Raw genomic sequence first — 23,567 nt, forward strand, 5'->3', positions numbered from 1 at the left:
TTAGCTATGAGGATTTTCATTACCCACATAGTCAAAGGGCCCCTTTCGGAGCCCTGAATTAACTATCGATTATTGTGCTTTGATGAAACGATAGTGCTTGGTTTCTGAACAAACCTCGCTTGAGGTACACACTTGGTACTCCACATCTACAGTGCCGTTATGACGGAACTTGTCGACGTATGAGTTGAAGTCTGTTGCACCAACACTCTTGCCGTTACGTTTAATCACAAAGTAGTCGTTTGTGTCGTAATCCCATGCGAGTTTAACGCGAGCTTTGCCATTCGGATTTTTGTTACCGAACTTCAGTTTTAGAGGGAAACCTTCCGCAGAGTCGCCTTCAATCGTGATCGATTTACTTGTTGATGTTGCAACGCCAGCATCGTCAGTCACGGTGAGTGTTACTACGTAGCTACCTGCTTCAGCATAGGTATAGCGAGTCACTTCACCAGTCTGCGTATTGCCATCGCCAAGGTTCCATTGATAAGAAACGATTTGGCCATCGCTATCCGAACTTGTACTACGAAGTTCGACTTCTTGTCCGGTAATGGTGTGCTCGAATGAAGAGACAGGTGGCACGTTAGTGCTGCCTATTTCGTACGCAGCTTTTAGATTTGCATCTGAGTAGTCTGAGTAGCCCAGAATGTTAACTGTGTAGCGACCTGCTACTGGGTTTTCGATGACACAAACTTCATCGGTGACGCTTTCACTCTTACAGATGTTCTCCTGAGAGCTTGGCGCATAATCGAGACCGACATACATATCTGGGTCACCGGTAGAGACAGCAAGATCAATAGTCAGTTTGTCTTGGCCTTCTGGTACTTCGATATCAAAGTAAGTTTTTGAACCTGTTCCACCGGCTACTGGTGTTTCAACACCGTTTTCTAGGCGCTGATATTCTGGTTCTGGCGGTAGTGGTGGCTCTGCACATGGCGTAACACCAACCAGTTCAAAGGCTGAAACCACATCATCGGCATTGTAGCCAAGGTCAGTGGCTGAGTTTTTCACGCCACACGCACCCTGCCAAAAATCACTGTTTTCCTGCCAGTAGATTTGGTTTGCTAAAACGAAAAGTTCGAACGCTTTCTTGGTATCCCAACCTTGTGTCGTTGCTAGGTGGTAAAATGCCTTATTGAACACGCCTGAGCTGTAGTGCACGTTTAAGCCGTCGTAGTATTCCGATGCGTTGTTGATGGAAGAACCGTCACGCGATGGGTCATCCATGTAACGCAAAGCGCCGTCACCTTTAAAGATGTTACGACCCACCATCCAGTCGTTGGTGCCTTTCATGTAGTATTCTGCTGCTTCTCCGGCCATATCAGAGAATGCTTCGTTCATACCACCAGATTGGTTTGCGTAGATCAGACCTGAGTTTTGCTCTGTGAAACCGTGACTCACCTCGTGGGCAGACACGTCTAAGCTGACAAGTGGGTAGAAGAAGCTTTCACCATCACCAAAGGTCATCGCTTTGCCGTCCCAGAAGGCGTTCTCGTAGTTAGAGCCGTAGTGGACACGCATCATGAGTTTGAAAGAGAGTGGTGCTGTATCGAACCAGTTTTTATACATGTCGAAAACGATGTTACCGAAGTAATGAGCATCGTTCAGAGGAGAGTAAGCTCCGTTCACTTCTTTATGTTCGTTGCGAGGGCATTCGTAGCTGTAAACAGTATCACCGTCTGTTGCGCCATTTAGGTCAACCGTGACAACGTTTTCCGATTCCATAACACACTCTGTGCCATTTTCTTGAACATCAAGGTAGTGATAGTCGGTACCGTATTCGTACATACCTGTCTTCTCGTTACCGCCAGGGCCTGTCCCTATCTGAGCGTGAGCAATACCTTCCCAGCGGTCGATGATTTCACCCGTATGAGCATCCAGCATAGTGAATGGGCGTGAAGGCTTTTCGCTACCTTTCACAAGGTAAGAAACCACGTACACGAGGCGTGTCTTATCAGCCCCTTGTGCTCCAACACCTTGCTTCGACGCGCCTTGGTAGATAAACAGCTCATGTTGTACGTTGTCTAGTGATTTGCTAGCTACGCTCTGGGCTTTTAGGTCTTTACTCGCCAGCTCAACAGCTTGAGCACTGTTGATGGATGGCTTAACGAAAGAGCGCTCCAGAGTCGTGGTTTTCAGGTAGCGACCTTGAACAGACTTAAGTGCGCCACCTTGAACACTTTGGGTTGCGTTTAGGTAGTGCCCCCAAACCGGCGTCCCCCAAATGTTTTGTTGGATCTTAACTTTGTAGATACCGCGCTTTTTCAGGTTAACTTCTTTAACCATTTTGAAGCTTGAAGCATTGCTGACGCCTAACTGAGTATTTAGCCCAGAGAAGCTTGTAAAGTTGATCGGTTGATTAATGCTAACGGATTCACCCGCGTGCACTGATAAAGACATAGCACTAGCTATAGCAACGGCAACTAAACGCTTTTTCATTTTCATTGTTATTTTCTCTTTCCATGTAAAATCCATGAAAACGTAACAAAAATATCACATTGAATTTACATTATTCGATCGGATTAATTAGTAGCATGGCAGAGCTCTCTTTTATTCATGAAAGTTATATTTCTAGTGTTTACATATGCTTATCATTTCTGTTTTTTTTTCGATGTAACCTTAGGTTTTATTTATAAAATCGTAATAATTTTGTTACTTGATGTTTTTTTGTACGAAATAAGTTTTCTCGTTAATTGATCTATACCTCAATTAATTGAGCTCAAATTGATAGAAGGGTAAATGGTTGAAATGCGTACGTTGTACTTTTCGAGGATTAAGTGATTTTAAAAATAGTTTTCACGAAGATTCTATCTTTTAGACGATTATTGCTTAAGTTGTCATTTATTTCGCATCGCGCTTTTTGAGACGTTTTTTGGCACAGCGCTCAAAACGTCAGGAACAAAAAAACCAGCGATGAATGTCACTGGTTTGAAGATTCTTGCTTGGATTAGCTAGCGTGTAAAGTTGCGTAAGCTCTCGCAAATTACTGCTTTTTACCGCCAACTTGAACGTAGTCGATACCGATAATGCGGTTGATGATACCAAGGGCAGAGCTTGTGTCAGAGTTTGTTGAACGGATGGTATCAACACTTGCACCTTCAGGAACCAGTTCCATTGCTCGATCCTGTGTATTGCCAGGAATTTGGAAGCCTACGATGTTGAAGCTTTCAGCGTGCGCAGTGTACACCTCATCGTTGTGGGTAATACCTGAACAACCGGCAAGAGATACAATACCTAAAACAACTAATAATTTTTTCATAAACATACCTTTAGAATAAATGGGATCTAGAGGCTTTGCCTTTGGCACTAATGACTCATAAAGCACGTCGGAGCGGTTCTTCGCCGCACTCAAGTGACAAGCCATTAATGTGGCGCCAAGGTTATCTAGATCGAATAAATGGATTGGGAGACAACGCCTCCCAACCGATGTGAACATTATTCCAGAGGTGTTTTGTCGTTACTGTATGGCTTTGTCAGCTGCTTCGTTACAGAGTGGGAAAGTGATGGTGAAGACCGCACCTTTCAAACTAGGGCTTTGAGCGACTAGGACGTTTGCATTGTGTTGGGCGCAGATCTTATCGACGATAGATAGTCCTAAGCCATGACCGCTCTTAGCTTTGTTACGTGCTTTGTCGCCAACATAAAAGGGATCGAACAGGTGTGCCCGGTGTTCTTCTGCAACGCCATCACCATCGTCATGTACCGCAATTTGTAGCTGATCTTGGTGTTTGGTTACTTCAATTGAAATCTGTGTGCGTGCAAATTTCATGGCGTTACGTACGAGGTTATCCAAAGCACGATTGAGCAGGGTTTCGTCAGCGACTATCGATTGCTTGTGTTCTGGTAAGTAAAGGTCAATACTGAGCGCGGTCTCTTTGCTCCAGCGCGTCGTCGCGTGCTCGAGAAAGTCTTTTATTTCCAATGGCTGCTGTAGGCTTTCGAGTTCAGTGCTGTCGAGCTTGGCATAATACAAAAGCTCATCAACCATCTTCTCCATCTCTTCCGTGTCTTCAACAATGCTCTCAATGGTTTTCTCTTGTTCTTCGCTTAACGGCGTGTCTTTCAGCATTTCAGCTTGCCACTGAATACGAAATATTGGTGTGCGCAGTTCATGAGCGACCGCATTGGTGAGCGAGCGATTACTTTCAATTAAGCGGTGAATCCGATCGGCCATGAGGTTGAAGGACTTGTTCAATGATCCAATCGCAATGCCACTTGAGGTTTCAGCGCGCGAAGAGAGGTCCCCTTCTGCAAAGCTGAGAGTGGCAGATTCTAGCTTTTTAACTCGGCGGAATATGACCAGTACGTGGCATAAGCCATATAAGATAAAGCTTCCTAAAAAGAACAACCAAATAAGATCATCCTCTAACTCTATCTTTTGCCTAACAAACGCTTCGCTGTTGGGGAGGTAGTGGTAAGTGTTGTCACTACTTGCTAAGCGAAACCACAGGTCACGTTCGTCATCATGAAAGATAAAGGAGTCTGGATGAGCAATGAAGAATTGTGAAACGGGGTCTGGTATTTCATCTTGTGGGCTGAGGATCACCAGTTTATTTCGTGTGGTTTTGACAAACTGGTTTATCGCTTGATGAGCAGCTTCAAGCCCTTGATTCTTAACGATGTTTTCTATCAGCTGTTGATGGGCTGCCGCTTCATAATCTTGCAGTACATATTCGTAGTCAGTATTGAGCTGATAGACACTGATTTCATAGGCGATAATACCTGCCATAAAACAAACTAACAGCCCTATTAGGGACTCCAAATAGATACGTCGCATAATTATTCTCTTTCATTACGCTCGTACTGAGCGAGGTTAATGCCAAGCGGTGGAAACAAATAAGTAACCTTTACCGCGAATGGTCTGAATTTTTTCTGCTGGCGCATGGTCGTCACCCAGTATTTTTCTCAGGCGTACGACTTTGTTATCAATGGTTCTATCAATCCCGTCATACTCAATGCCGCGCAACGTTTTTGTTAAATAGTCGCGAGATAGTGGTGTATCTGGGTTACTCGCTAATAGCCAGAGTAGGTCAAACTCACTGTCGGTAAGTGACAAAACCTCACCCGCCAGTTCGCATTTCTTATAGGTGTTTTTCAACAACAGTTGATCGAACTGTAGGCTGTCCGAGTCATCGGCTGAAGCGGTGTTAGCGTCTTGGCGGCGTAATAATGAACGAACTCTTGCAAGCAGAACTCTTGGTTTGATTGGCTTGGTGACATAGTCATCAGCCCCTGTCTCTAAGCCTGCGACATGATCAAAGTCGTCATCGCTAGCGGTGAGCATCAGAATTTTACCTTTGTAATGTGTACGCGTCTGTCGGCAGATTGTAAGTCCGTCGCTTACAGGAAGCATCAGATCCAATAAGACAATGTCTGGCTGTTCAGCGAGGATGGTCTGTGCAGCACTGCTGCCATCATCGAGTACCGAGACGTCAAAGTCTTGTGCGATAAAGTAGTCTTGCAACATTCTTTGAAGCTTCAAATCATCTTCCACGATGATCATTCTAGGTTTTGTCATTCCATTATCAGCCTTATCGTGTGTTTAATTTATGAGATTTCGTGAGTGCAATTATCTTACTCGGATAATCATAGTTGCATATTCGGTTCGAATGCTTCACGAAAAATACCTGATGCAAATGATTAAACACTTTATAAGTTAGTTCAATGCTGAATTGGCATTTATAACAAAAATAAAAAACATTGTTCAAATGTAAGACTGGCCGCCACCAAACCCAATTTTCGAATGGGTTTAATGGCGAGGTTCTATTTCAAGAGACTAGATGTAAAGCGGTAGGTGCACTAAGCCATACCCAATGGGATACTTGGAACTCTCGGGTGACTTTCAATAAGCCTGGAGGCAGTCCCGTTTTTTCGAGTATCAGTCGCTGTACATTCTATTACATTCCCACTACAGATAGTTTGAAGTCTAAATAATAGAATTTCCCCATCTTACGTTTGGGGAATCATTGCATGAAGTACTATCGAAACGCGTTGTTGGCATTACCATTAATCCTGTTAGCTGGATGCCAGTCTGGCTCCAACACAATGAAGAAACAATTACCTCAACCCAAAGCCGATTACGTGTTCTCATCGGCCAAGCTAGGAGAGTTGTATCAAGAGCGAGAAGAGATCCAAGAAGCCTTCATACTGAATTACGATGGTGTGCAGTACGAGAAAGTGATGTTTGCCGAGGACATAAGTGAGCAGAAGAAAGTCATCAGGCTTGTCGACCGACTGGGTCAAACCATTGACGTGTATTTCCCCGATGCTGGAGTTGATACCTGTGGCGTTTACAAGGAAGGCAACTTCTATGATGCGTTTGAGTGCAATGCTGCACAGCGCTCAGTGTCGAATGAAACCACGTTAATCCAAACGACAACTAGTGACAGAAAACAGCCTATTGAATTTGAGTTCTATACCGAAGCGTTAGATTACGTGACAACGCTAGGCTCTACGGTTCTAAACCGCTCTCTACAAGATAACAAAGTCACGGTTACCACTTCGTTCGCTTTTCAAGCCTTTTACCGAGATAGATTTAATGAGCCCGGTGTTGGTGAGCGCATTGACTCAACGTTAGGCGTATCAACCTATTCTCAGCTGTTTGATATTGTGAAGTTATCTCAAGGCCGAGATATGACATTAAAGTTCGATAATCATATTGGGGGGAGTGGCGATGATGAAATCAACATGTACACCGGACGCATGATCCATAGCAATAAGATGACAACCATCGTGACTCCAAGAGGGTCGGTTTTCTCGGGTGGTACGGACTTATTCGCAGCGGGTTACCCACGTATTTTACAACGTGCAGACACCAGTAAAGCCATTGAACAGAATAAGCAGGTTGGTGTGCATAGTTGGGCTGAGGGAGATAAAACCGCGAAAGAATTTCCTTACACTAACGAGAGCCATCGCAGCCAAGCGACTTACTTTAAGAAGGTGATGGGAGACAAAGGGATCGCTTTTTATATGTTTACCCTAAATTCAGCCCCAGCTTCTGGTGAGTATTGGATGACGAAAGCGGACTCTGATAAATACAGTTTCATTACCCGTATTGAGTAAGTTTGGGGACGACAACTGATCATTCTCCACCGATTGCTAAAGGTTGATAGTGGCTTTGTCATTATCAACCTTTTTTGTGGTTTTTGTTTCCATTTCAACTTCATTCTCAAATTGAGAAAAATGAATAGCTCGAATATAAGTCTTTGTTATGAAAGACTTTATTTTTCGGCACTATACTTGCTCCTCTCCTCTTTACACGTTTCAGGCTAGTGAAAGAGGGAACAGAATGAAAAATTGGAATTCAGTCATACTGCCGAGTTGCTTGGTGCCATGTGTCGCGATGGCGTTGACCACGGCGGATCTAACGTTTGAATCTGGCGCGGATGCGTCCAACTATTCAGCAAAAGGTAAACCTAATAATACGTATTCGGTGTCAGCATCACTGCCCCAAGACGTGCTAACCAACGTCTATTCGATGTTGCCTGAAGGTACCACCGTCAACAGCGCTTTTATTGCCCCTGAGCGCTACTCGAGCATCGACATTGATGATGAGTTGGACGGTGCAGAGTACGCCACAGCCACAATCACTTTTTTGAACGAAGGGGCGGGTTACCGTAACACTCTTGGTTACTTCGTTTTTGATACCAATAACCCTCCAGCTACTAAAGACGATATCAACGCACACGTCGTGGTGTTTCCTAATACGTCCGTTGCTGATGTTGGGGAAATGCAAGAAGGGGACTCCATCGATCTCAGTGTCCAGCTTACGGCAGGTCAAACATTAGCCTTTTTTATCATCTCGAATGGTTGGGGCTGGGAAGGATCTTATAACAACATCCCGTGGCTTGGTGGCTGGGGCACACCTTTCTACAGCTATCCAGCGCTTAACCCTGAGGCGTCAGCTGACAATAGAAGACATAATGTTGCTTTCCTGGATACAGAGAATGAGTTTTTGGTACTTGGCTTTGAGGATATTTATCGTCCAACGGGAGACAACGATTTTAATGATTTGATCTTTACTGTTGAAGTTACGCCATTTATTGCTGTTGATGGGGTTAACGAAGATGGCACAACAGACTCAAAATATGAGGTGCTTGTCCAAGAGAACAATGAAGATGTGACAGTGACAACCGTCTACCCAAGTTCGAACAGCTACGCAACGATCGCCTTTGAGGATAACTGGCCACTAAAAGGTGACTACGACTTCAATGATGTGGTTTGGCGCTACAAAGTGACGGAGCAGCTCAATGGTCAACGAGAACTTAAAAACTTGACCGTAGATTACACTCTTCAAGCGATGGGGGCAGGCTACTCGAATGGTTATGCAGTGAAACTACCGAATGTTTTACCTGCGAACGTGGCATCTACCACACTCACTCGTAATGGCGTTGCCGTTGGTCACACGATTTTACAAGCGGGAGACAGTGAGACGATATTGATGGTGTCAGAAAATCTAAGAGAGGATCTGGAAAACTTAGGTGAACTAACAGAGAGCTGTGTTTTCTACCGAACCCAAAGTGCGTGTTCTGGGGTACAAAACGCTGACGTGCTTAACTACCAACTGTACGTGGAATTTACTACACCAGTATCACGTGATGATATAGGTTACCCACCTTATGACTCGTTTATCTTTGGAGCTGATGGTACTTATCACGGTGACTTCGTTGCGACCCCACCGGGTATGACGTGGCAAACTCACTTAAAAGAGTTTTCAGGTACAAGTGATATGAATGACACCTTGTTCAACAGTCATGATGATAGCTCTTCAGGCTCTGAGTCGTTCAAAACCAGCAATAACATGCCATGGGTTATTAATATTCGAGACGAATGGGATCACCCTGTAGAACTGGTTGATATCAGTGATGCCTATACGTCATTCCCTACATGGGTAACCAGCAGCGGTGAAACTGATGGTGAATGGTATAAAGCACCGACCACTAACAAAGTTATATCAGCGACGGATGAGTAGGAGAGCAGCATGAATAAGATCAGCAAATTAATCACCATGACATCCTTCTCACTCATAGTCAGTGCTTGTGGCGGCGGTGGAGGAGGTGGCGGTGGTAACACGAGTGCATCACCTGCACAGACTCCAGATGCGACACCGTCTCCAACGCCTGCTCAACTGCCTGCGTCAGCAATCCAACCAGCCGCGATCAGTACGTCTGACATTGTGGCGCCTGTTGGTTTCTCATTTGATATTGGGGAGAAGATCAGCTTGTCAATGGATTACACGGGAACGACGGCAGGGGCTCTTCATTTGTACTCTGAGTCAGCATTTGTCATGAGTAATGGTGATGTTGTTGCGGAGCCTACTTCTCGAATCACAACCGTTTATCCAACACACACCGATGTCGTAGAGTTAGAAGTCAATGGTAACTGGGAGCAGATCTATGCTCGTTGGGTGCCAATGAGTAGTAAGGAGCAAGAACAGAGCTGGGTGATCACACTTGATCAGTCGAGCAATAGTTACCATTTGGCTTTCTAGTAACGTGTCGCTTATCGACAAAATATTGAGCGATAGTATCTCCAACGTAAAGTACCCAAATATTTGGGTACTTTTATTTTTCACCTGCTTTCCCTTCCTTTATTCCAAAGAAAAATAGAGCTGAAAAGAGGGCTCTCTCATTTAGTAAGCCCACCTCCTCTTCTGCTTAAAACTTAGGCGTTTTAATCAATATCTGTTGAGCCATAACCATCATAGTTCAAACTTATAATGATTTTGATTAGTGCTCTAAATTAATGTTAAGTAGTTGTTTTTATTGTTATTTCTGTTTGAGTTGTGTTGTTTTGTTAACGGTTTGTTTTAAATAATCATTTGAACCCTAACTAAATTTCTGTCATTTTATATTTAACTGAACGTTCAATAAAAAATAAAAGGACTGAGAAATGCCGAAGGTTGGGATGCCTGACATACGTAAACCACAGCTTGTTCAAGCGACCATGACGGTGATTGATCGAGTCGGTTTGCATGCCGCAAGTATTGCGTTGATCAGCAAAGAAGCGGGAGTCTCTACCGGTATTATCAATCACTATTTTGGCGGCAAACATGGCCTGCTTGAAGAAACCATGCGCGAAATTCTTCGCCAACTCTCCAATACCATCACCACCTCATTAAAAGCCCTCCCTGTTGATGCTCACCAACAGAGGATCAATGCGATCATCGATGGCAACTTCGAAGGCTATCAAGCCGAGAATAAGGTCGCGAAGGCGTGGTTGGCGTTTTGGTCTTACTCCATGCATGACGAACAGTTAAAACGATTACAGCGCGTGAATGAAATACGTTTACTCTCGCATTTACGCCTTGAATTGAAAGGTATTTTGGATCATGAACAAGCGGATCTCGTTGCTCACGGGATTGCTTCTCTGATTGATGGTTTATGGCTGAGAGGCACGTTAAACCCTGATGGTATCGATGCTAAGAAAGCCAAAGCCATCATCAATGATTACCTTGATAAACAACTAACGTTCTACTCGTGTCATACCAAGTAGACCACAGTTTAGTCATAGAACAGCACTAGAACGACCAATACTTACAACTAACATTCAAACAAGACCAGCAGAGTCTAATAACAACAACTAAGTCAGAATCTCAAATGGAAATGAACTCGTTATACATTGACGGCGCAGCAGTGAAAGCTACGTCTGGTGAAACCTTTGATAGCATCAACCCTGCAAACGGCGAACCTATTGCCAAGCTGGGGCAAGCCTCTGCAGCGGATATAGATAGCGCTATCGAATCAGCAAAACGTGGCTTCGCAGTGTGGTCTGCAATGACAGCAGTCGAGCGTAGTCGTATTCTTTTGAAGGCGGTAGAAATACTTAGAGCTCGAAATGATGACCTTGCAAAACTTGAGGTTGTTGATACGGGTAAGCCACTACAAGAAGCGATTGAAGTGGACGTAGCCTCTGGCGCGGATGTTATTGAATACTTTGCTGGCCTGGCGCCGACGATGCAAGGTGACCAACAACCGCTTAGCGAATCTCAGTTTTTCTATACACGTCGTGAACCGTTAGGCATTTGTGCGGGCATTGGTGCGTGGAACTATCCAATCCAAATTGCGATGTGGAAATCAGCTCCGGCGCTGGCGGCGGGCAACGCGATGATTTTCAAACCGTCTGAAGAAACCCCTCTCACAGCTCTAAAGCTTGCAGAAATTTTTACCGAAGCTGGCCTTCCTGATGGTGTGTTCAACGTGGTTCAAGGTGACTGTCGTGTTGGCCAAATGCTTACGGCTCATCCTGACATCGCTAAAGTGTCTTTCACGGGTGAAACCGGTACGGGTAAAGCAGTGATGGCTGACAGCGCTAAAACGCTGAAATCAGTGACGATGGAGCTTGGTGGAAAATCACCAATGATCGTGTTTGATGACGCAAAACTGGACGACGCGGTTTCGGCTTCTATGGTGGCAAACTTCTATACTCAAGGCGAAGTATGCACCAATGGTACTCGTGTTTATGTGCACGAAAATATTTATGACGCATTCATCGAACAACTCAAAACGCGCACAGAGAAATTGATCATTGGTAATCCAATGGAGATGGAGACTCAGATCGGTGCATTAATTTCTAAAGAGCATCTTTCGAAAGTCCTTGGTGCGATTGAGCTGGCTAAACAGTCTGGCGCAACTTTGTTGACGGGTGGCTACCAAGTAACGGATAACGGCCTCGAAAACGGCAATTTTGTTATTCCAACCGTGTTTGTCGACTGTGATGACTCTATGCCACATGTCCAGCAAGAGATCTTTGGCCCTGTGATGTCGGTGATGAAGTTTACCGACGAAGACGATGTGATTCGCCGTGCTAACGACACCAAATATGGTCTGGCTGCAGGTGTATTCACACAGAACCTTTCTCGCGCACACCGTGTGATTCACCAAATGCAGGCGGGTATTTGTTGGGTAAATACGTGGGGGGATTCACCGGCAGAAATGCCTGTTGGGGGCTACAAACTTTCGGGTATTGGTCGTGAAAACGGACCAGAGACTCTACTTCATTATACGCAGACTAAGAGTATTCTTGTCGAACTTGGCGATTACGCCAGCCCTTATGCCTAACGCGTAACACTCGATTTAACGGGCTAGCGTGAAGAGCTAGCCCAACTGACTCATCTCAGGGAATAGATAACATGGAACAACGCTACGATTATATTATCGTCGGCGCGGGTTCGGCCGGCTGTGTGTTAGCGGATAGGCTAACGGAAAGCGGTGAACATAGCGTTTTATTACTGGAAGCTGGTGGCACGGATAAGAGCATTTTTATCCAGATGCCAACCGCGCTTTCTTACCCAATGAATACTGAAAAGTACGCTTGGCAATTTGAAACCGAGCAGGAACCGGGCCTTGATGGACGTGAGCTGCACTGCCCACGTGGCAAGGTGTTAGGTGGTAGCTCGTCAATCAATGGCATGGTTTACGTGCGTGGCCACGCATGCGACTTCGACCAGTGGGAAGAAGAGGGCGCTGCCGGCTGGAATTACCAAGCGTGTTTGCCTTATTTCCGCCGTGCTGAATCGTGGAATAAAGGCGGTGACGAATACCGTGGTGACAATGGTCCTGTCGGCACATGTAACGGTAACGATATGGCGCTTAACCCACTTTACCAAGCCTTCATCGACGCGGGAAAAGACGCCGGTTACCCAGAAACACAAGACTACAACGGCTACCAGCAAGAAGGCTTTGGCACCATGCATATGACGGTAGATAAGGGTGTTAGAGCCTCAACCTCTAACGCTTATCTGCGTCGCGCATTGAAGCGCCCCAACCTTACGTTGAAAAAAGGCATCGTGGCACGCAAGTTTCTGATCGAGGCTCAATCGGATCAAATCAAGAAAGCAGTCGGTGTTGAGTTCGAAAAGTCTGGTCACGTTCAAACCGCGATGGCGAACAAAGAAGTGATCTCTTCTGCGGGCTCTATCGGTTCTGTTCAACTACTGCAACTGTCAGGTATAGGCCCGAAAGCGGTACTTGAAAAGGCAGGCGTGGAAGTTAAACACGAGTTGAATGGTGTGGGTGAAAACCTTCAAGACCACCTAGAAGTGTACTTTCAATACCACTGTAATGAACCTATCACGCTTAACAGTAAGCTTGGTTTAGTGAGTAAAGGAATGATAGGTGCAGAGTGGATTCTTACTCGCAAAGGCTTAGGTGCAACCAATCACTTTGAATCGTGCGCCTTCATTCGATCTCGTAAAGGATTGAAGTGGCCAAATATTCAATACCACTTCCTACCAGCGGCAATGCGTTACGACGGCCAAGCCGCTTTTGATGGTCATGGCTTCCAAGTACACGTTGGACCTAACAAGCCAGAAAGCCGCGGCACGGTAGCTATCACTTCGGCCGATCCGCATGCTAAGCCAGAGATCATTTTCAACTACATCTCGACCGAGCAAGACCGTCAAGATTGGCGTGATTGTATTCGCCTAACGCGCGAAATTTTGTCGCAACCTGCGATGGATATTTACCGTGGCGAAGAGATTCAGCCGGGCTCGGATGTGACCTCCGATGAAGCGATTGACGAGTGGGTTAAGCAGAATGTTGAAAGTGCTTATCACCCTTCCTGTGGCTGCAAAATGGGTTCAGATAACGACCCAATGGCGGTGCTTGATGAAGAGTGTCGTGTTCGCGGCGTTGATAATCTGCGTGTCGTTGACTCGTCTGTTTTCCCAACCATTCCAAACGGAAACTTAAACGCGCCAACCATCATGGTTGCTGAGCGCGCTTCCGATTTGATTTTGGGGAAACCAATGCTCAAAGAACAAGACGTGCCAGTGTGGATTGCGCCGGAATGGCAAGAAAAGCAAAGAATCAACAAACCAGTCAGGGAAGCGTAACACCCTATGACTAAGTGAAAAACAGCAATAAAAAGAATTAGTTAAAAGTCAGCAAAACTGCCTCTACTGTTTGAGAAGAGGCAGAAAAAAGGAAAGATTAAAAGGAACCATTATGACGACTCTAAACATGCACAACGTGACCACAAAAACGTTAGCCACATTTGCGATTAGCTCATTTGCATTTGCAGCTAACGCTTCCGTTGAACCACAACAATGTGAAAACGTCCGTTTTGCCGATGTCGGTTGGACTGACATTACTGCCACCACAGCTGTCACTACTGAGCTTTTAAAAGGCCTAGGTTACACCACCAAAACCGACCTACTTTCAGTACCTGTAACTTACTCTTCAATGGCTAATGGTGACATCGATGTGTTCCTAGGAAACTGGATGCCGACTATGGAAGGTGACATTGCTAAATACCGCGAAGCGGGCACTGTGGAAACGGTTCGTGCCAACCTTGAAGGTGCGAAATACACACTAGCGGTACCTAAATACGTGTACGACGCGGGGGTTAAAAGCTTCGCAGATCTTGCAAAGCACGCTGACAAGTTCAAAGACCGTATCTACGGCATTGAACCAGGTAATGATGGTAACCGTCTAATCCAATCGATGATCGACTCAGACGCATTCGGTCTAAAAGATTTTAGCCTAGTTGAGTCAAGCGAAGCGGGTATGGTATCGCAAGTATCACGCGCAGCACGCCGTAGCCAATGGATTGTTTACCTTGGTTGGGCACCGCACCCGATGAACAGTAACGTTGAGATGGAATACCTTTCTGGCGGTGATGACTTCTTTGGTCCGAATTACGGGGGCGCGAATGTTTACACCAATGTTCGTTCAAACTACCTATCTGAATGCTCAAACGTCGGTCAGCTTCTGCAAAACCTAGAGTTCACATTAGAGATGGAAAACCAGTTGATGGAAGCGATTTTGAACCAAAATGTGAAGCCAGAGAAAGCGGCTCAGCAATGGTTAAACAGCAATCCACAGGAAGTGGAAGCTTGGTTAGACAACGTAAAAACTCATAAAGGTGAATCAGCAACTCAAGCGGTTACTGAATACCTAAAGCAAGTAAAAGCATAGTTCTACCTATCTGTTTACCAAAGCTACATAAAGAATAAAGGTGGGCTTCGGCCCGCCAATAATGAAAGGCAATATTGTGAATTTTATTACGGAAAACAAAATCCCTGTCGGACAATGGATGGAAGCTGGTGTTGACTGGTTAACTATCAACGCAGCGGGCTTTTTTGATGCTATTTCTATCTTTTTAGAAACCGTTATTCTGTTTTTAGTCGATGTATTTAAATGGATGCCGCCTGCGCTCCCTATCGTGATTACTGCTGCGATCGCTTGGTATTTACACCGTAAATTGTCGTTGGTGATTTTCGTTGTCGCGGCGCTTCTGACCATTCTCAACCTTGGCTATTGGCAAGAAATGCTGGAAACCTTTGTTCTCGTCTTTGCGGCGACAACGATTTCCGTATTAATTGGCGTACCGGTTGGCATCATGGCAGCGCACCGCCCTTGGTTATATACCTTACTACGCCCCATTCTTGATTTAATGCAGACGGTACCAACGTTTGTCTACCTTATCCCAACTTTGGTTCTATTCGGTTTAGGCATCGTTCCTGGCTTAATCTCAACCATAATTTTTGCTATTGCAGCGCCAATACGTCTGACCTACTTGGGTGTGACTAAGGTGCCAGAAGAGCTGATTGAAGCGGGTAAAGCGTTTGGAGCTAGCCGTATGAAGTTACTCCTCAAAGTGGAATTGCCGGCAGCATTACCAAGCATCATGGCAGGTGTCACTCAGTGCATCATGTTATCGCTTTCTATGGTCGTGATTGCGGCGCTTGTTGGTGCTGACGGGCTTGGTAAACCAGTGGTTCGAGCCTTGAACACAGTGAACATCTCACAAGGTTTTGAAGCGGGACTTGCGATTGTACTCGTTGCTATCATTCTGGATCGCTTGTGCAAAACACCTAACCAGAAGGAGGCTTAATCATGCCTATTTCTCAGGAACAAAAGACAGTGGACGCAATTACGATTAAAAACCTCGATGTCGTTTTTGGTGATAAATCGAAGCAAGCGCTTGAGTTGCTCGACCAGGGCAAAACTCGTCAAGAGATCATTGATGAGACAGGCCAAGTCGTGGGCGTAGACAATGTATCTCTCACGGTTAAAGAGGGCGAAATCTGCGTGCTGATGGGCTTATCGGGCTCAGGGAAATCTTCGTTACTTCGAGCTGTAAACGGCTTGAATGAGATCAGCCGCGGCTCGCTGGCGATTAAAGATGGCGATAAGCAGGTCGATTTAGGTGAACAGTGCGATGAAGCGACACTTCGTCACCTGCGTACCCACCGAGTTTCGATGGTGTTCCAAAAGTTTGCATTGATGCCTTGGTTAACCGTGTTGGATAACGTGGCGTTTGGCCTTGAAATGCAAGGTGTCGCCAAAGATGTTCGTCGTGCTAAGGCGCGTGAACAGCTTGAAATGGTTGGCTTAGCGGAATGGGAAACGAAATTCCCGCATGAGCTTTCTGGTGGTATGCAGCAACGTGTCGGTTTGGCACGAGCGTTTGCCATGGACACTGACATTCTATTGATGGACGAACCGTTCTCAGCGCTTGACCCATTGATTCGTGCACAGCTTCAAGATGAGTTGATCACGTTACAGAACAAGCTAAACAAAACGATTCTGTTCGTCAGCCATGACTTAGACGAAGCGCTGAAGATTGGTAACAACATCGCGATCATGGAATCAGGCAAACTGATTCAACACGGTAAACCTGAAGAGATCGTACTCACACCCAAAACCGAGTACGTGAAGGACTTCGTTGCTCATACTAACCCATTGAATGTACTAAAAGGTCGTTCACTGATGCTACCTTTGGATTCTTTAAAACAAGAAGATGAAAGCTGGCAGATCTGCGATTCAAAAGACCTATGGGTTGAGCAGAGCGAAGGGGAGCTATCTGTAAAAGGTGAATCGGATTTGGCACTTGTCGAGTGGAATGAGTCTGATGATTTAACCGAGATCAGCGGGTCGAGTGTGGTTGTGGTAAGCCCTGAGATTGGCATGCGCGATGCAATTAAGCTCAAGCAGATCAGTAACCATCCGATCTTGTTGGTTGAAGATAATCAATTGGTCGGAATCTTGGATAACAGTGAGTTTTACAACGCATTGACGGGGAATTTCCAACTCAATAATGCTGCTTAGTCGTTTGAGTTGAGCACACTCGCTTTTTAATGATAAATAGGTAGTGAAACCTCGCTACCTATCTGACTCTACTCTCTTTTTATTTTTCTCTTGTTCGCGACTTTTCTTTGATGGTTCGCCGCTTAAAACCGTAATATCAGTACTCAAAGTACAAAAGTGTTGTCACGCTCAAACTCAGAGGCATAGAAAAGATTGAGAATAGTATGAACATCAGTACAATGCGGAAAAATTAATGAAGTAATTTATCAATTTACAGTGTAATTCCTGAGCAACTTTAGCTCTATTAATTGGAGTTTCTAATCGCTCGAGCACTGTGAAAACATTCACCGTATATTAGTACAAAGGTCTGCATCTTGGACAAACATGACGAAATCCTGGTCGCTATTCGCCAAATTATTCGCGCTATCGATTTACATTCGAAGAAGCTGAGTAAAGAGTATGGTTTGACTGGCCCTCAATTAATCTTAATGAGAGCAATCCAAGAAATGGGCAACGTGACGATCAAAGAATTGTCTAACCACACCAATGTAAGCCAAGCGACCACCACTACGATCATTGATCGTCTAGAGGTGAATGGCTATGTACAACGTATCCGTAGTGTTGCTGACCGTCGTAAAGTACATGCAAACTTGACCGAAAAAGGTCAAGAGCTGCTAAACAATGCGCCACCACCATTGCAAGACAGCTTCGTTAACAAATTTCAAAACCTTGAGCCGTGGGAGCAAAGCCTGCTGCTTTCTTCGATGCAACGTGTGTCATCTATGATGAACGCGGAAGACATTGATGCCGCTCCAGTTCTTCAGCTTGAAGGTATCGCTAATATCGCGAAAAGCTAGACAACACAACCTGAGAACACGAGTTAAATTCAACCCTCGGTACTTATGAATCGGTTAGCCTCCACGATGGTGAGCTTCACCTATTTTGTTTTTAACTTCTCAGAAAAATTGAGTCTTGTACTTTCCTCCTCGTTAGCCAGGTTTCCTGGCTATTTAAAGCTTACTGATTTTTAAACATGCATCTTTATCTGATGATCAGCTACGTCACAAAACCTTCTGTAAGCCACAAAACTTTTTCAATATAAGCGCGTTCTATCAACTAAAAACAGCCTGCTTAAATTGCTTATTTGGTGCCTTAAATTGGCTAAAGATGGGTGTTTTAAGTTGCTGTTTTTGTTGGTTTTTAATTTGATGTTTTCTGAAGATCCCAGTGGTAGTCTTAGCTTACTTTCTTTAGGGGGCTAAATGGACACTAATAACAGTACTTACCATCACCACAATTTCGCTCAACAAGATCTGTCTGATATGACTTTCACAGCATGTACCTTCATTCGCTGTGACTTTAGGCGTTGTAACCTACGTGACACGACCTTTATCAATTGTAAGTTCATTGAGCAAGGTGATATCGAAGGGTGCCACTTTGGTATCGCAGATTTGCGTGATGCAAGTTTTCAGAACTGCCATCTCGCCATGGCGAATTTTAGTAACGCCAATTGCTATGGGATTGAGCTATGTGAATGTGACTTGAAAGGGGCTAACTTTACGAGAACAAACTTTGCCAACCAGGTGAGTAATCGTATGTACTTTTGCTCAGCGTATATCACAGGCTGTAACTTGTCGTATGCTAACTTTGAACAGGCTTGTTTAGAAAAATGTGAGCTGTTTGAGAACCGTTGGGTAGGAACTTACCTTGCAGGAGCGTCATTAAAGGAGTCGGATCTGAGCCGAGGCGTATTCTCTGAAGATGTATGGGGACAGTTCAGTATGCAGGGAGCAAACTTGTGTCACGCTGAATTAGAGGGGTTAGATCCTCGAAAGGTTGACACATCGGGCATTAAAATTGTCGCTTGGCAACAAGAGCAACTGCTTGAAACTATGGGTATTGTGGTATTGCCTGATTAATAGGGTTAGCGAAATCTTTGATTAACCGAGAAAAGACGGTTGTTTTGCTTCTAACCACTGTGGCTGCACATGGTTTATACCTGCTTTATCTATGAAACTTATCTTGTGAGATTTTTAGGTAAAGTTTTGATTTTAATAGTCAAAGCAAGATTAAAATAAGGCACTTTCCTAGCAGGAAAGTGCCTTGCTCTTATCGGTTGAGAGCTTTACGTACTCACAATCTCTTCACCGACTTTGGCCCAGTTCGAACTAACCTCTAAGCTAAATCACGCCCTAATCTTTGATAGGCACCCACGTTCTTCTGAAGCTTGAAGCCTTGCTAAGTGTGGCGTAGTCAAAGTTATATGGCACAGAATGGTTGGTTTTTATTAATGTTTGTACAAGGCTGAGATTCTCGTTTGTTCGTGTTACGCCCCAATTCAACCACTTGTTTACCATTGACATCAAACATCGAGAAATCGTATGTCTCAACTTGATCTGTGTCCCATCGGTCTAGCTTGAGTGTTTTATTCTTTAAGTCTACTTGCGAAACCCATAAAGTTGGAAAGTTCGCGTCATAGGCAACGTCCCATTTTGTATACCCGCTACGCATCTCATGAGCAACACCTTCAATAATATTACTTAATTGTTTGTTGTCGCGGATACCAAAACGCTCTTCATACGCTTTTACTTCCTTAAGAGCATATTGAGCACGATAACGACGATCTATAGAGTTGATTGAAGCCGTTGGGAAGCGCTTTTCACTAAATAATTCTCTGTCCATTTCTGTCATGGTATCAAACGTTGGGTTGTTTGAAATGACATCTAAAGAACCTGTTCCTCGGTAGAGTTTCTTTTCACCATTTACCATTTCAACAAGGACAGTCTCACCAGAGTTATCAGCAAAAATGAAGTGAGCCAAGAAGTGGTTTACAGTTGTATTCGCATCATACAGACCAGGTACGCCACCAAGTTTTTGGTCACGGATGTTTGTGTTATTGATAATAGATTCTACTTCATCAAGGCTTTTTGCATTCGCAATAACGTATTGCACGAATCGCTGACCATCGATGTCTTGATTACCTTTTACTCGCGCTTTTTCATCTTGCCAGTCTGTATTGAGATAATGAATTTGACCAAGAACACCATGTTCGTTGATTGCTTCTGTGACAAACTCTGCGTCGAAGCTTGCAATCTCAATCATGGCATGTTTTGACTTGTAAACTTGATGGGCTCCCCCTGATTTGTTGAGGTCGACACCGTATACCGTGGGTGCTCGTGTATCAAGGACTGTTCCTCTCGGTACACCGCGCACAACACCTTGATCGTAACCTTCCCAGTCCATTGAACGTGTGACCATCGTCGTATCTAAAGTATCCGAGTGGTACAAAGCTCGTGTACAAGCTTGTGCTGTACCAGAAATGGCTCCAAGCGTTGTGGCAACTAGGGTGAGTGTTAATAATTGTTTTTTCATGATTTAAGTAACCTAAAAGATAAGTTCGTATGTGTCGAATGCTAGGTGTTATGCGCTATATATGTCATTGGCTGATAGAATTTTGCACTCTTCAGAGTTGTGGTTAATTCAACTTTTATTTCTCAGAAAACATATAACAATAACTTGTTAAATAATCTTTGTTTCTATGTTGGATATTATGCAATCTTAAGTATATCAATTCAACTGGCTCTCAATAAGTTAGAGGAGAGATTCATTTGCTAAAGCTTTGAAGGTAATTACCTCAATCAAGGCGTCATTTTTTGCTATTAAAAACATAGCAAGTTAAATTATAACCGATTATACTCAGACACGTTTTTGATAGCGGAGGAATCTCAATGACTCATTTTAGTTGTCTCGGTAAGCCAGTTCGCGGCTCAGAGTCAGGAATCCCTATCATGGCATTATTTGACTTGCTGGGGAGACGTTGGGCTATGGGAGTTCTTTGGCAGCTATGTTCAGGTGGTCCCTGTACATTCCGTGAATTGCAGGATCGCTGTGAATCAATTTCTCCTGCCGTTTTAAATTCAAGAATTAAAGACTTAAGACAGGCAAAGTTACTTGAACGCGGAGAGGGGGGGTATCAACCTACGGATTTAGGAAAGCAAATCATCTCATCCCTTCATCCTTTAAAAGATTTAGCTGAACAATGGGTTGAAACACTCTAAGACGGAGAGTGAAAAGTGAATACTAAAAAAATTGCCTATGAAGCTATACAGTAACCTGAACGAGGAGCCATCATGTTTATTGTATCTTTAAATTATATTGGTAAATTATCAGAAGTTGATAAGTATCTTGAGGATCATATTGACTATCTGAATAGATACTACGAGCTGGGTATTTTTATTGCTTCCGGCAGGAAAGTGCCTCGTACTGGTGGGGTTATCCTTGCACAGGCGAAGGACCGCACTGCACTAGAAGGTATATTAAATCATGACCCTTTTATCATTTACAACCTTGCCGATTACGAGTTAACAGAGTTTATCCCAAGCAAGATGGTTCCTGAGCTTGCTTCGTTAATCAATTGACACTCAATGTTAATCTAAACGGAGCAAGATCAGTGAGTGGGCTTAGTTTCAAGCTCGTAGATCTACGGAAACCTTTCGCACGATATCTATGTTTTAAGAATATTCTAATACAAAAATTTATGTGCAACACACTATTACCAGAGCAGGGACTGGTAGTGGCCTAGTTACGTGTTGTCGCCTAAGTTAGATTATCGTTTTAATTTTACTTGTTTTATTTGATTAATACTTGGTCAAAGATTTTCTTAACGATGGGCGCACTATTGAAAGAACCGCCACCGGCATTTTCGAGGATTACTGTTACTACGATCTCCGGCTCTTCATAAGGGGCAAAGCCAGTAAACAACGCTAAATCTCTTAGATGTTCGGGAGTATTATCAGCATCGTACTCTTCGTTTTCTGCCAACCCGAAGACCTGGCTCGTGCCAGACTTCCCTGCGCTTTTATAGAGAGCGTTTCGAAATACTTTTCTAGAGGTGCCATTTTTACCATGATTTACTAGGTACATACCGTATCTAGCAAGTTCCCAGTAGTTTGATGGAACTCCTTGGATCGGCGGGGACTCGGCTAGCTTATTTTTAGTCGAATCATTTTGATTCGATAAACTGTCGAGCAACTGGAGCGGCTTTTTCCGACCATTATTGACTAAAATTGAGGTGGCATTGGCTATCTGAATGGGAGTTGCTGTCCAGTAACCTTGCCCTATACCTATAGGTATGGTGTCGCCGATATACCAAGGCTTGTTAAAGCGATTCCGTTTCCACGCTCTAGTCGGCATGTTAGCTGACGTTTCCTCGAATATATCGATCCCGGTACTTTCGCCAAAGCCAAACATCATCATCCAGTTGGAGAGTGAGTCAATACCCATGTCGTATGCAATCTGATAGAAGAAGGTATTGACGGACTGTTCGATAGATTGAGTCACATTTACGTTACCATGCCCCCACTTGAGCCAATCGCGAAATGCACGAGTACTGCTGTTAGGGACTCGCCATGCGCCAACGCTTCGAACTTTGGTTCTCGGTGTTATGCTCCTTTCTTTTAAGGCTGCTACAGCAATAAATGGCTTAATAGTAGAGCCTGGAGAATAGGTGCCTAACGTAGCGCGGTTGATTAGTGGCCTATTCCTGTTGGTCAACAATGCTTTGTAGTCATGGTTAGATATACCTCCGACAAAGGCATTAGGGTCATAGCTAGGGCTAGACACCATCGCTAAAACACCGTTATTGTGAGGATCTACCACTACTGCAGCTCCTTTGCGGCCTCCAAGCAGTTTATGTATATAAGATTGAAGTTCAACATCGATATTGAGGGTAATATCTTGTCCAGAGACTGGGGGGACGTATTTGAGCGTTCGTATGACGCGACCACGACTGTTTACTTCGACTTCTTGATAGCCTACTTTTCCATGTAGTACATCTTCATAATACCGTTCAATGCCAATTTTTCCGATGTTCCTAGTGGCTTTATAGTTGTGGTCTTTCCCTTCAGTGATGAGACGATTTAGGTCTGACTGGTTCAAGCGTGCAACATAGCCGAGCGAGTGTGTCAAAATATCAGCATAAGGATAATGTCTTTTTAGCGTTGCCATAACATCCACACCCGGATATTTATAACGATTTACCGAGAACCTAGCGACTTGTTCCTCATTAAGGTTGTCTAACAGAGGTATTGAACTAAAACGTCGTGCTCGCTTGAGGTTTTTTTTAAATCTCTCCTCTTGCTCTTGGGATATATCGATGATTCCACGTAGCTTCTCGATCGTTTCAGATATGTTTTCTATCTTTTCTGGTACTAGCTCTAAGCTAAATACTGGTACGTTCTCGGCTAAAATGATGCCGTTACGATCATAAATCAGGCCTCTGGTAGGGGGGACGGGGATGATTTTGATACGATTTGAATTAGAACGCGTTTGATAGTACTCATGTTGTGTCACCTGTAGGCAGTATATGTTTAGAACCAACAGTCCTGCTAGGAACACAATACATATAAAAGCAAACACCGCCCGACTTCTGAATAATCTAGCTTCTAGCTTATGATCTCGAAATTTGTTTCTTCTTCGCATTTATCATTGTCCTTCAACATGGCGGTGTTGAATTGACCATAAATGTAAACACAGGTGATT

Annotated in this window: 19 protein-coding genes; 13 read left to right on the forward strand and 6 right to left on the reverse strand. The window is 44.3% G+C overall.

Annotated features, from left to right (window positions below; all coding sequences use genetic code 11):
* Nucleotides 1-69: 69 nt before the first annotated feature.
* The 4 genes from JC606_RS11910 to JC606_RS11925 all read right to left on the reverse strand — a co-directional run bounded on the left by JC606_RS11910 (nt 70) and on the right by JC606_RS11925 (nt 5,512).
* On the reverse strand, nt 70-2,439 hold the full coding sequence (locus JC606_RS11910) for a M4 family metallopeptidase (RefSeq protein WP_198778649.1): 2,370 nt from the start codon (nt 2,437-2,439) through the stop codon (nt 70-72).
* Nucleotides 2,440-2,977: 538 nt separating this feature from the next.
* Nucleotides 2,978-3,253, reverse strand: coding sequence for a hypothetical protein (locus JC606_RS11915; protein ID WP_008216093.1), 276 nt, complete (start codon nt 3,251-3,253; stop codon nt 2,978-2,980).
* A gap of 198 nt (nt 3,254-3,451) precedes the next feature.
* Nucleotides 3,452-4,771: an ATP-binding protein gene (locus JC606_RS11920; RefSeq protein ID WP_198778650.1), complete on the reverse strand. Its 1,320-nt coding sequence runs from the start codon at nt 4,769-4,771 to the stop codon at nt 3,452-3,454.
* A 36-nt stretch (nt 4,772-4,807) separates the two neighbouring features.
* Nucleotides 4,808-5,512, reverse strand: coding sequence for a response regulator (locus tag JC606_RS11925; protein WP_137408455.1), 705 nt, complete (start codon nt 5,510-5,512; stop codon nt 4,808-4,810).
* Nucleotides 5,513-5,964: 452 nt separating this feature from the next.
* On the opposite strand from JC606_RS11925, the gene JC606_RS11930 reads away from it, so the two are divergent.
* The 11 genes from JC606_RS11930 to JC606_RS11980 all read left to right on the forward strand — a co-directional run bounded on the left by JC606_RS11930 (nt 5,965) and on the right by JC606_RS11980 (nt 18,946).
* Nucleotides 5,965-7,056 carry an alpha/beta hydrolase gene (locus JC606_RS11930; RefSeq protein ID WP_137408454.1) on the forward strand — a complete coding sequence of 364 codons (1,092 nt, stop codon included), beginning with the start codon at nt 5,965-5,967 and terminating at the stop codon, nt 7,054-7,056.
* Between the two features lie 226 nt (nt 7,057-7,282).
* Entirely contained in the window at nt 7,283-8,965 is a 1,683-nt protein-coding gene (locus JC606_RS11935) for an LruC domain-containing protein (RefSeq protein WP_137408453.1), read from the forward strand.
* 9 nt (nt 8,966-8,974) lie between these two features.
* Nucleotides 8,975-9,484 (forward strand): hypothetical protein, encoded by a 510-nt coding sequence (locus JC606_RS11940; RefSeq protein ID WP_102425773.1) that lies wholly within the window; start codon nt 8,975-8,977, stop codon nt 9,482-9,484.
* 401 nt (nt 9,485-9,885) lie between these two features.
* Nucleotides 9,886-10,488: a transcriptional regulator BetI gene (gene betI / locus JC606_RS11945; RefSeq protein WP_061031994.1), complete on the forward strand. Its 603-nt coding sequence runs from the start codon at nt 9,886-9,888 to the stop codon at nt 10,486-10,488.
* Between the two features lie 104 nt (nt 10,489-10,592).
* Nucleotides 10,593-12,053 (forward strand): betaine-aldehyde dehydrogenase, encoded by a 1,461-nt coding sequence (gene betB / locus JC606_RS11950; RefSeq protein WP_198778651.1) that lies wholly within the window; start codon nt 10,593-10,595, stop codon nt 12,051-12,053.
* Nucleotides 12,054-12,124: 71 nt separating this feature from the next.
* Nucleotides 12,125-13,828, forward strand: coding sequence for a choline dehydrogenase (gene betA / locus JC606_RS11955; protein ID WP_105058560.1), 1,704 nt, complete (start codon nt 12,125-12,127; stop codon nt 13,826-13,828).
* Between the two features lie 112 nt (nt 13,829-13,940).
* Nucleotides 13,941-14,912: a choline ABC transporter substrate-binding protein gene (locus tag JC606_RS11960; RefSeq protein ID WP_137408450.1), complete on the forward strand. Its 972-nt coding sequence runs from the start codon at nt 13,941-13,943 to the stop codon at nt 14,910-14,912.
* Nucleotides 14,913-14,988: 76 nt separating this feature from the next.
* Nucleotides 14,989-15,831 carry a choline ABC transporter permease subunit gene (gene choW / locus JC606_RS11965; RefSeq protein WP_004736863.1) on the forward strand — a complete coding sequence of 281 codons (843 nt, stop codon included), beginning with the start codon at nt 14,989-14,991 and terminating at the stop codon, nt 15,829-15,831.
* A 2-nt stretch (nt 15,832-15,833) separates the two neighbouring features.
* Nucleotides 15,834-17,048, forward strand: a complete 1,215-nt coding sequence (choV, locus tag JC606_RS11970; protein WP_137408449.1) for a choline ABC transporter ATP-binding protein — start codon at nt 15,834-15,836, stop codon at nt 17,046-17,048.
* A gap of 353 nt (nt 17,049-17,401) precedes the next feature.
* Complete coding sequence (locus tag JC606_RS11975) at nt 17,402-17,884, forward strand: MarR family winged helix-turn-helix transcriptional regulator (protein ID WP_004736861.1); 483 nt, start codon at nt 17,402-17,404, stop codon at nt 17,882-17,884.
* Nucleotides 17,885-18,289: 405 nt separating this feature from the next.
* Complete coding sequence (locus JC606_RS11980; RefSeq protein WP_198778652.1) at nt 18,290-18,946, forward strand: Qnr family pentapeptide repeat protein; 657 nt, start codon at nt 18,290-18,292, stop codon at nt 18,944-18,946.
* A 340-nt stretch (nt 18,947-19,286) separates the two neighbouring features.
* Here JC606_RS11980 and JC606_RS11985 read toward each other — a convergent pair whose 3' ends face one another.
* Nucleotides 19,287-20,399: a linear amide C-N hydrolase gene (locus JC606_RS11985; RefSeq protein WP_198778653.1), complete on the reverse strand. Its 1,113-nt coding sequence runs from the start codon at nt 20,397-20,399 to the stop codon at nt 19,287-19,289.
* Nucleotides 20,400-20,815: 416 nt separating this feature from the next.
* On the opposite strand from JC606_RS11985, the gene JC606_RS11990 reads away from it, so the two are divergent.
* Together JC606_RS11990 and JC606_RS11995 are read left to right on the forward strand one after the other, a co-directional pair.
* Nucleotides 20,816-21,085 carry a winged helix-turn-helix transcriptional regulator gene (locus tag JC606_RS11990; RefSeq protein ID WP_004736858.1) on the forward strand — a complete coding sequence of 90 codons (270 nt, stop codon included), beginning with the start codon at nt 20,816-20,818 and terminating at the stop codon, nt 21,083-21,085.
* Between the two features lie 72 nt (nt 21,086-21,157).
* Complete coding sequence (locus JC606_RS11995; RefSeq protein ID WP_105024078.1) at nt 21,158-21,445, forward strand: YciI family protein; 288 nt, start codon at nt 21,158-21,160, stop codon at nt 21,443-21,445.
* A 211-nt stretch (nt 21,446-21,656) separates the two neighbouring features.
* On the opposite strand, the gene mrdA is transcribed toward JC606_RS11995, so the two are convergent.
* The gene (gene mrdA / locus JC606_RS12000; RefSeq protein ID WP_198778654.1) at nt 21,657-23,507 is read right to left on the reverse strand and encodes a penicillin-binding protein 2; all 1,851 of its coding nucleotides are present in this window, start codon (nt 23,505-23,507) and stop codon (nt 21,657-21,659) included.
* Nucleotides 23,508-23,567 lie beyond the last annotated feature (60 nt).

This window comes from Vibrio sp. IB15 (assembly GCF_016406055.1).
GTDB lineage: Bacteria > Pseudomonadota > Gammaproteobacteria > Enterobacterales > Vibrionaceae > Vibrio > Vibrio chagasii.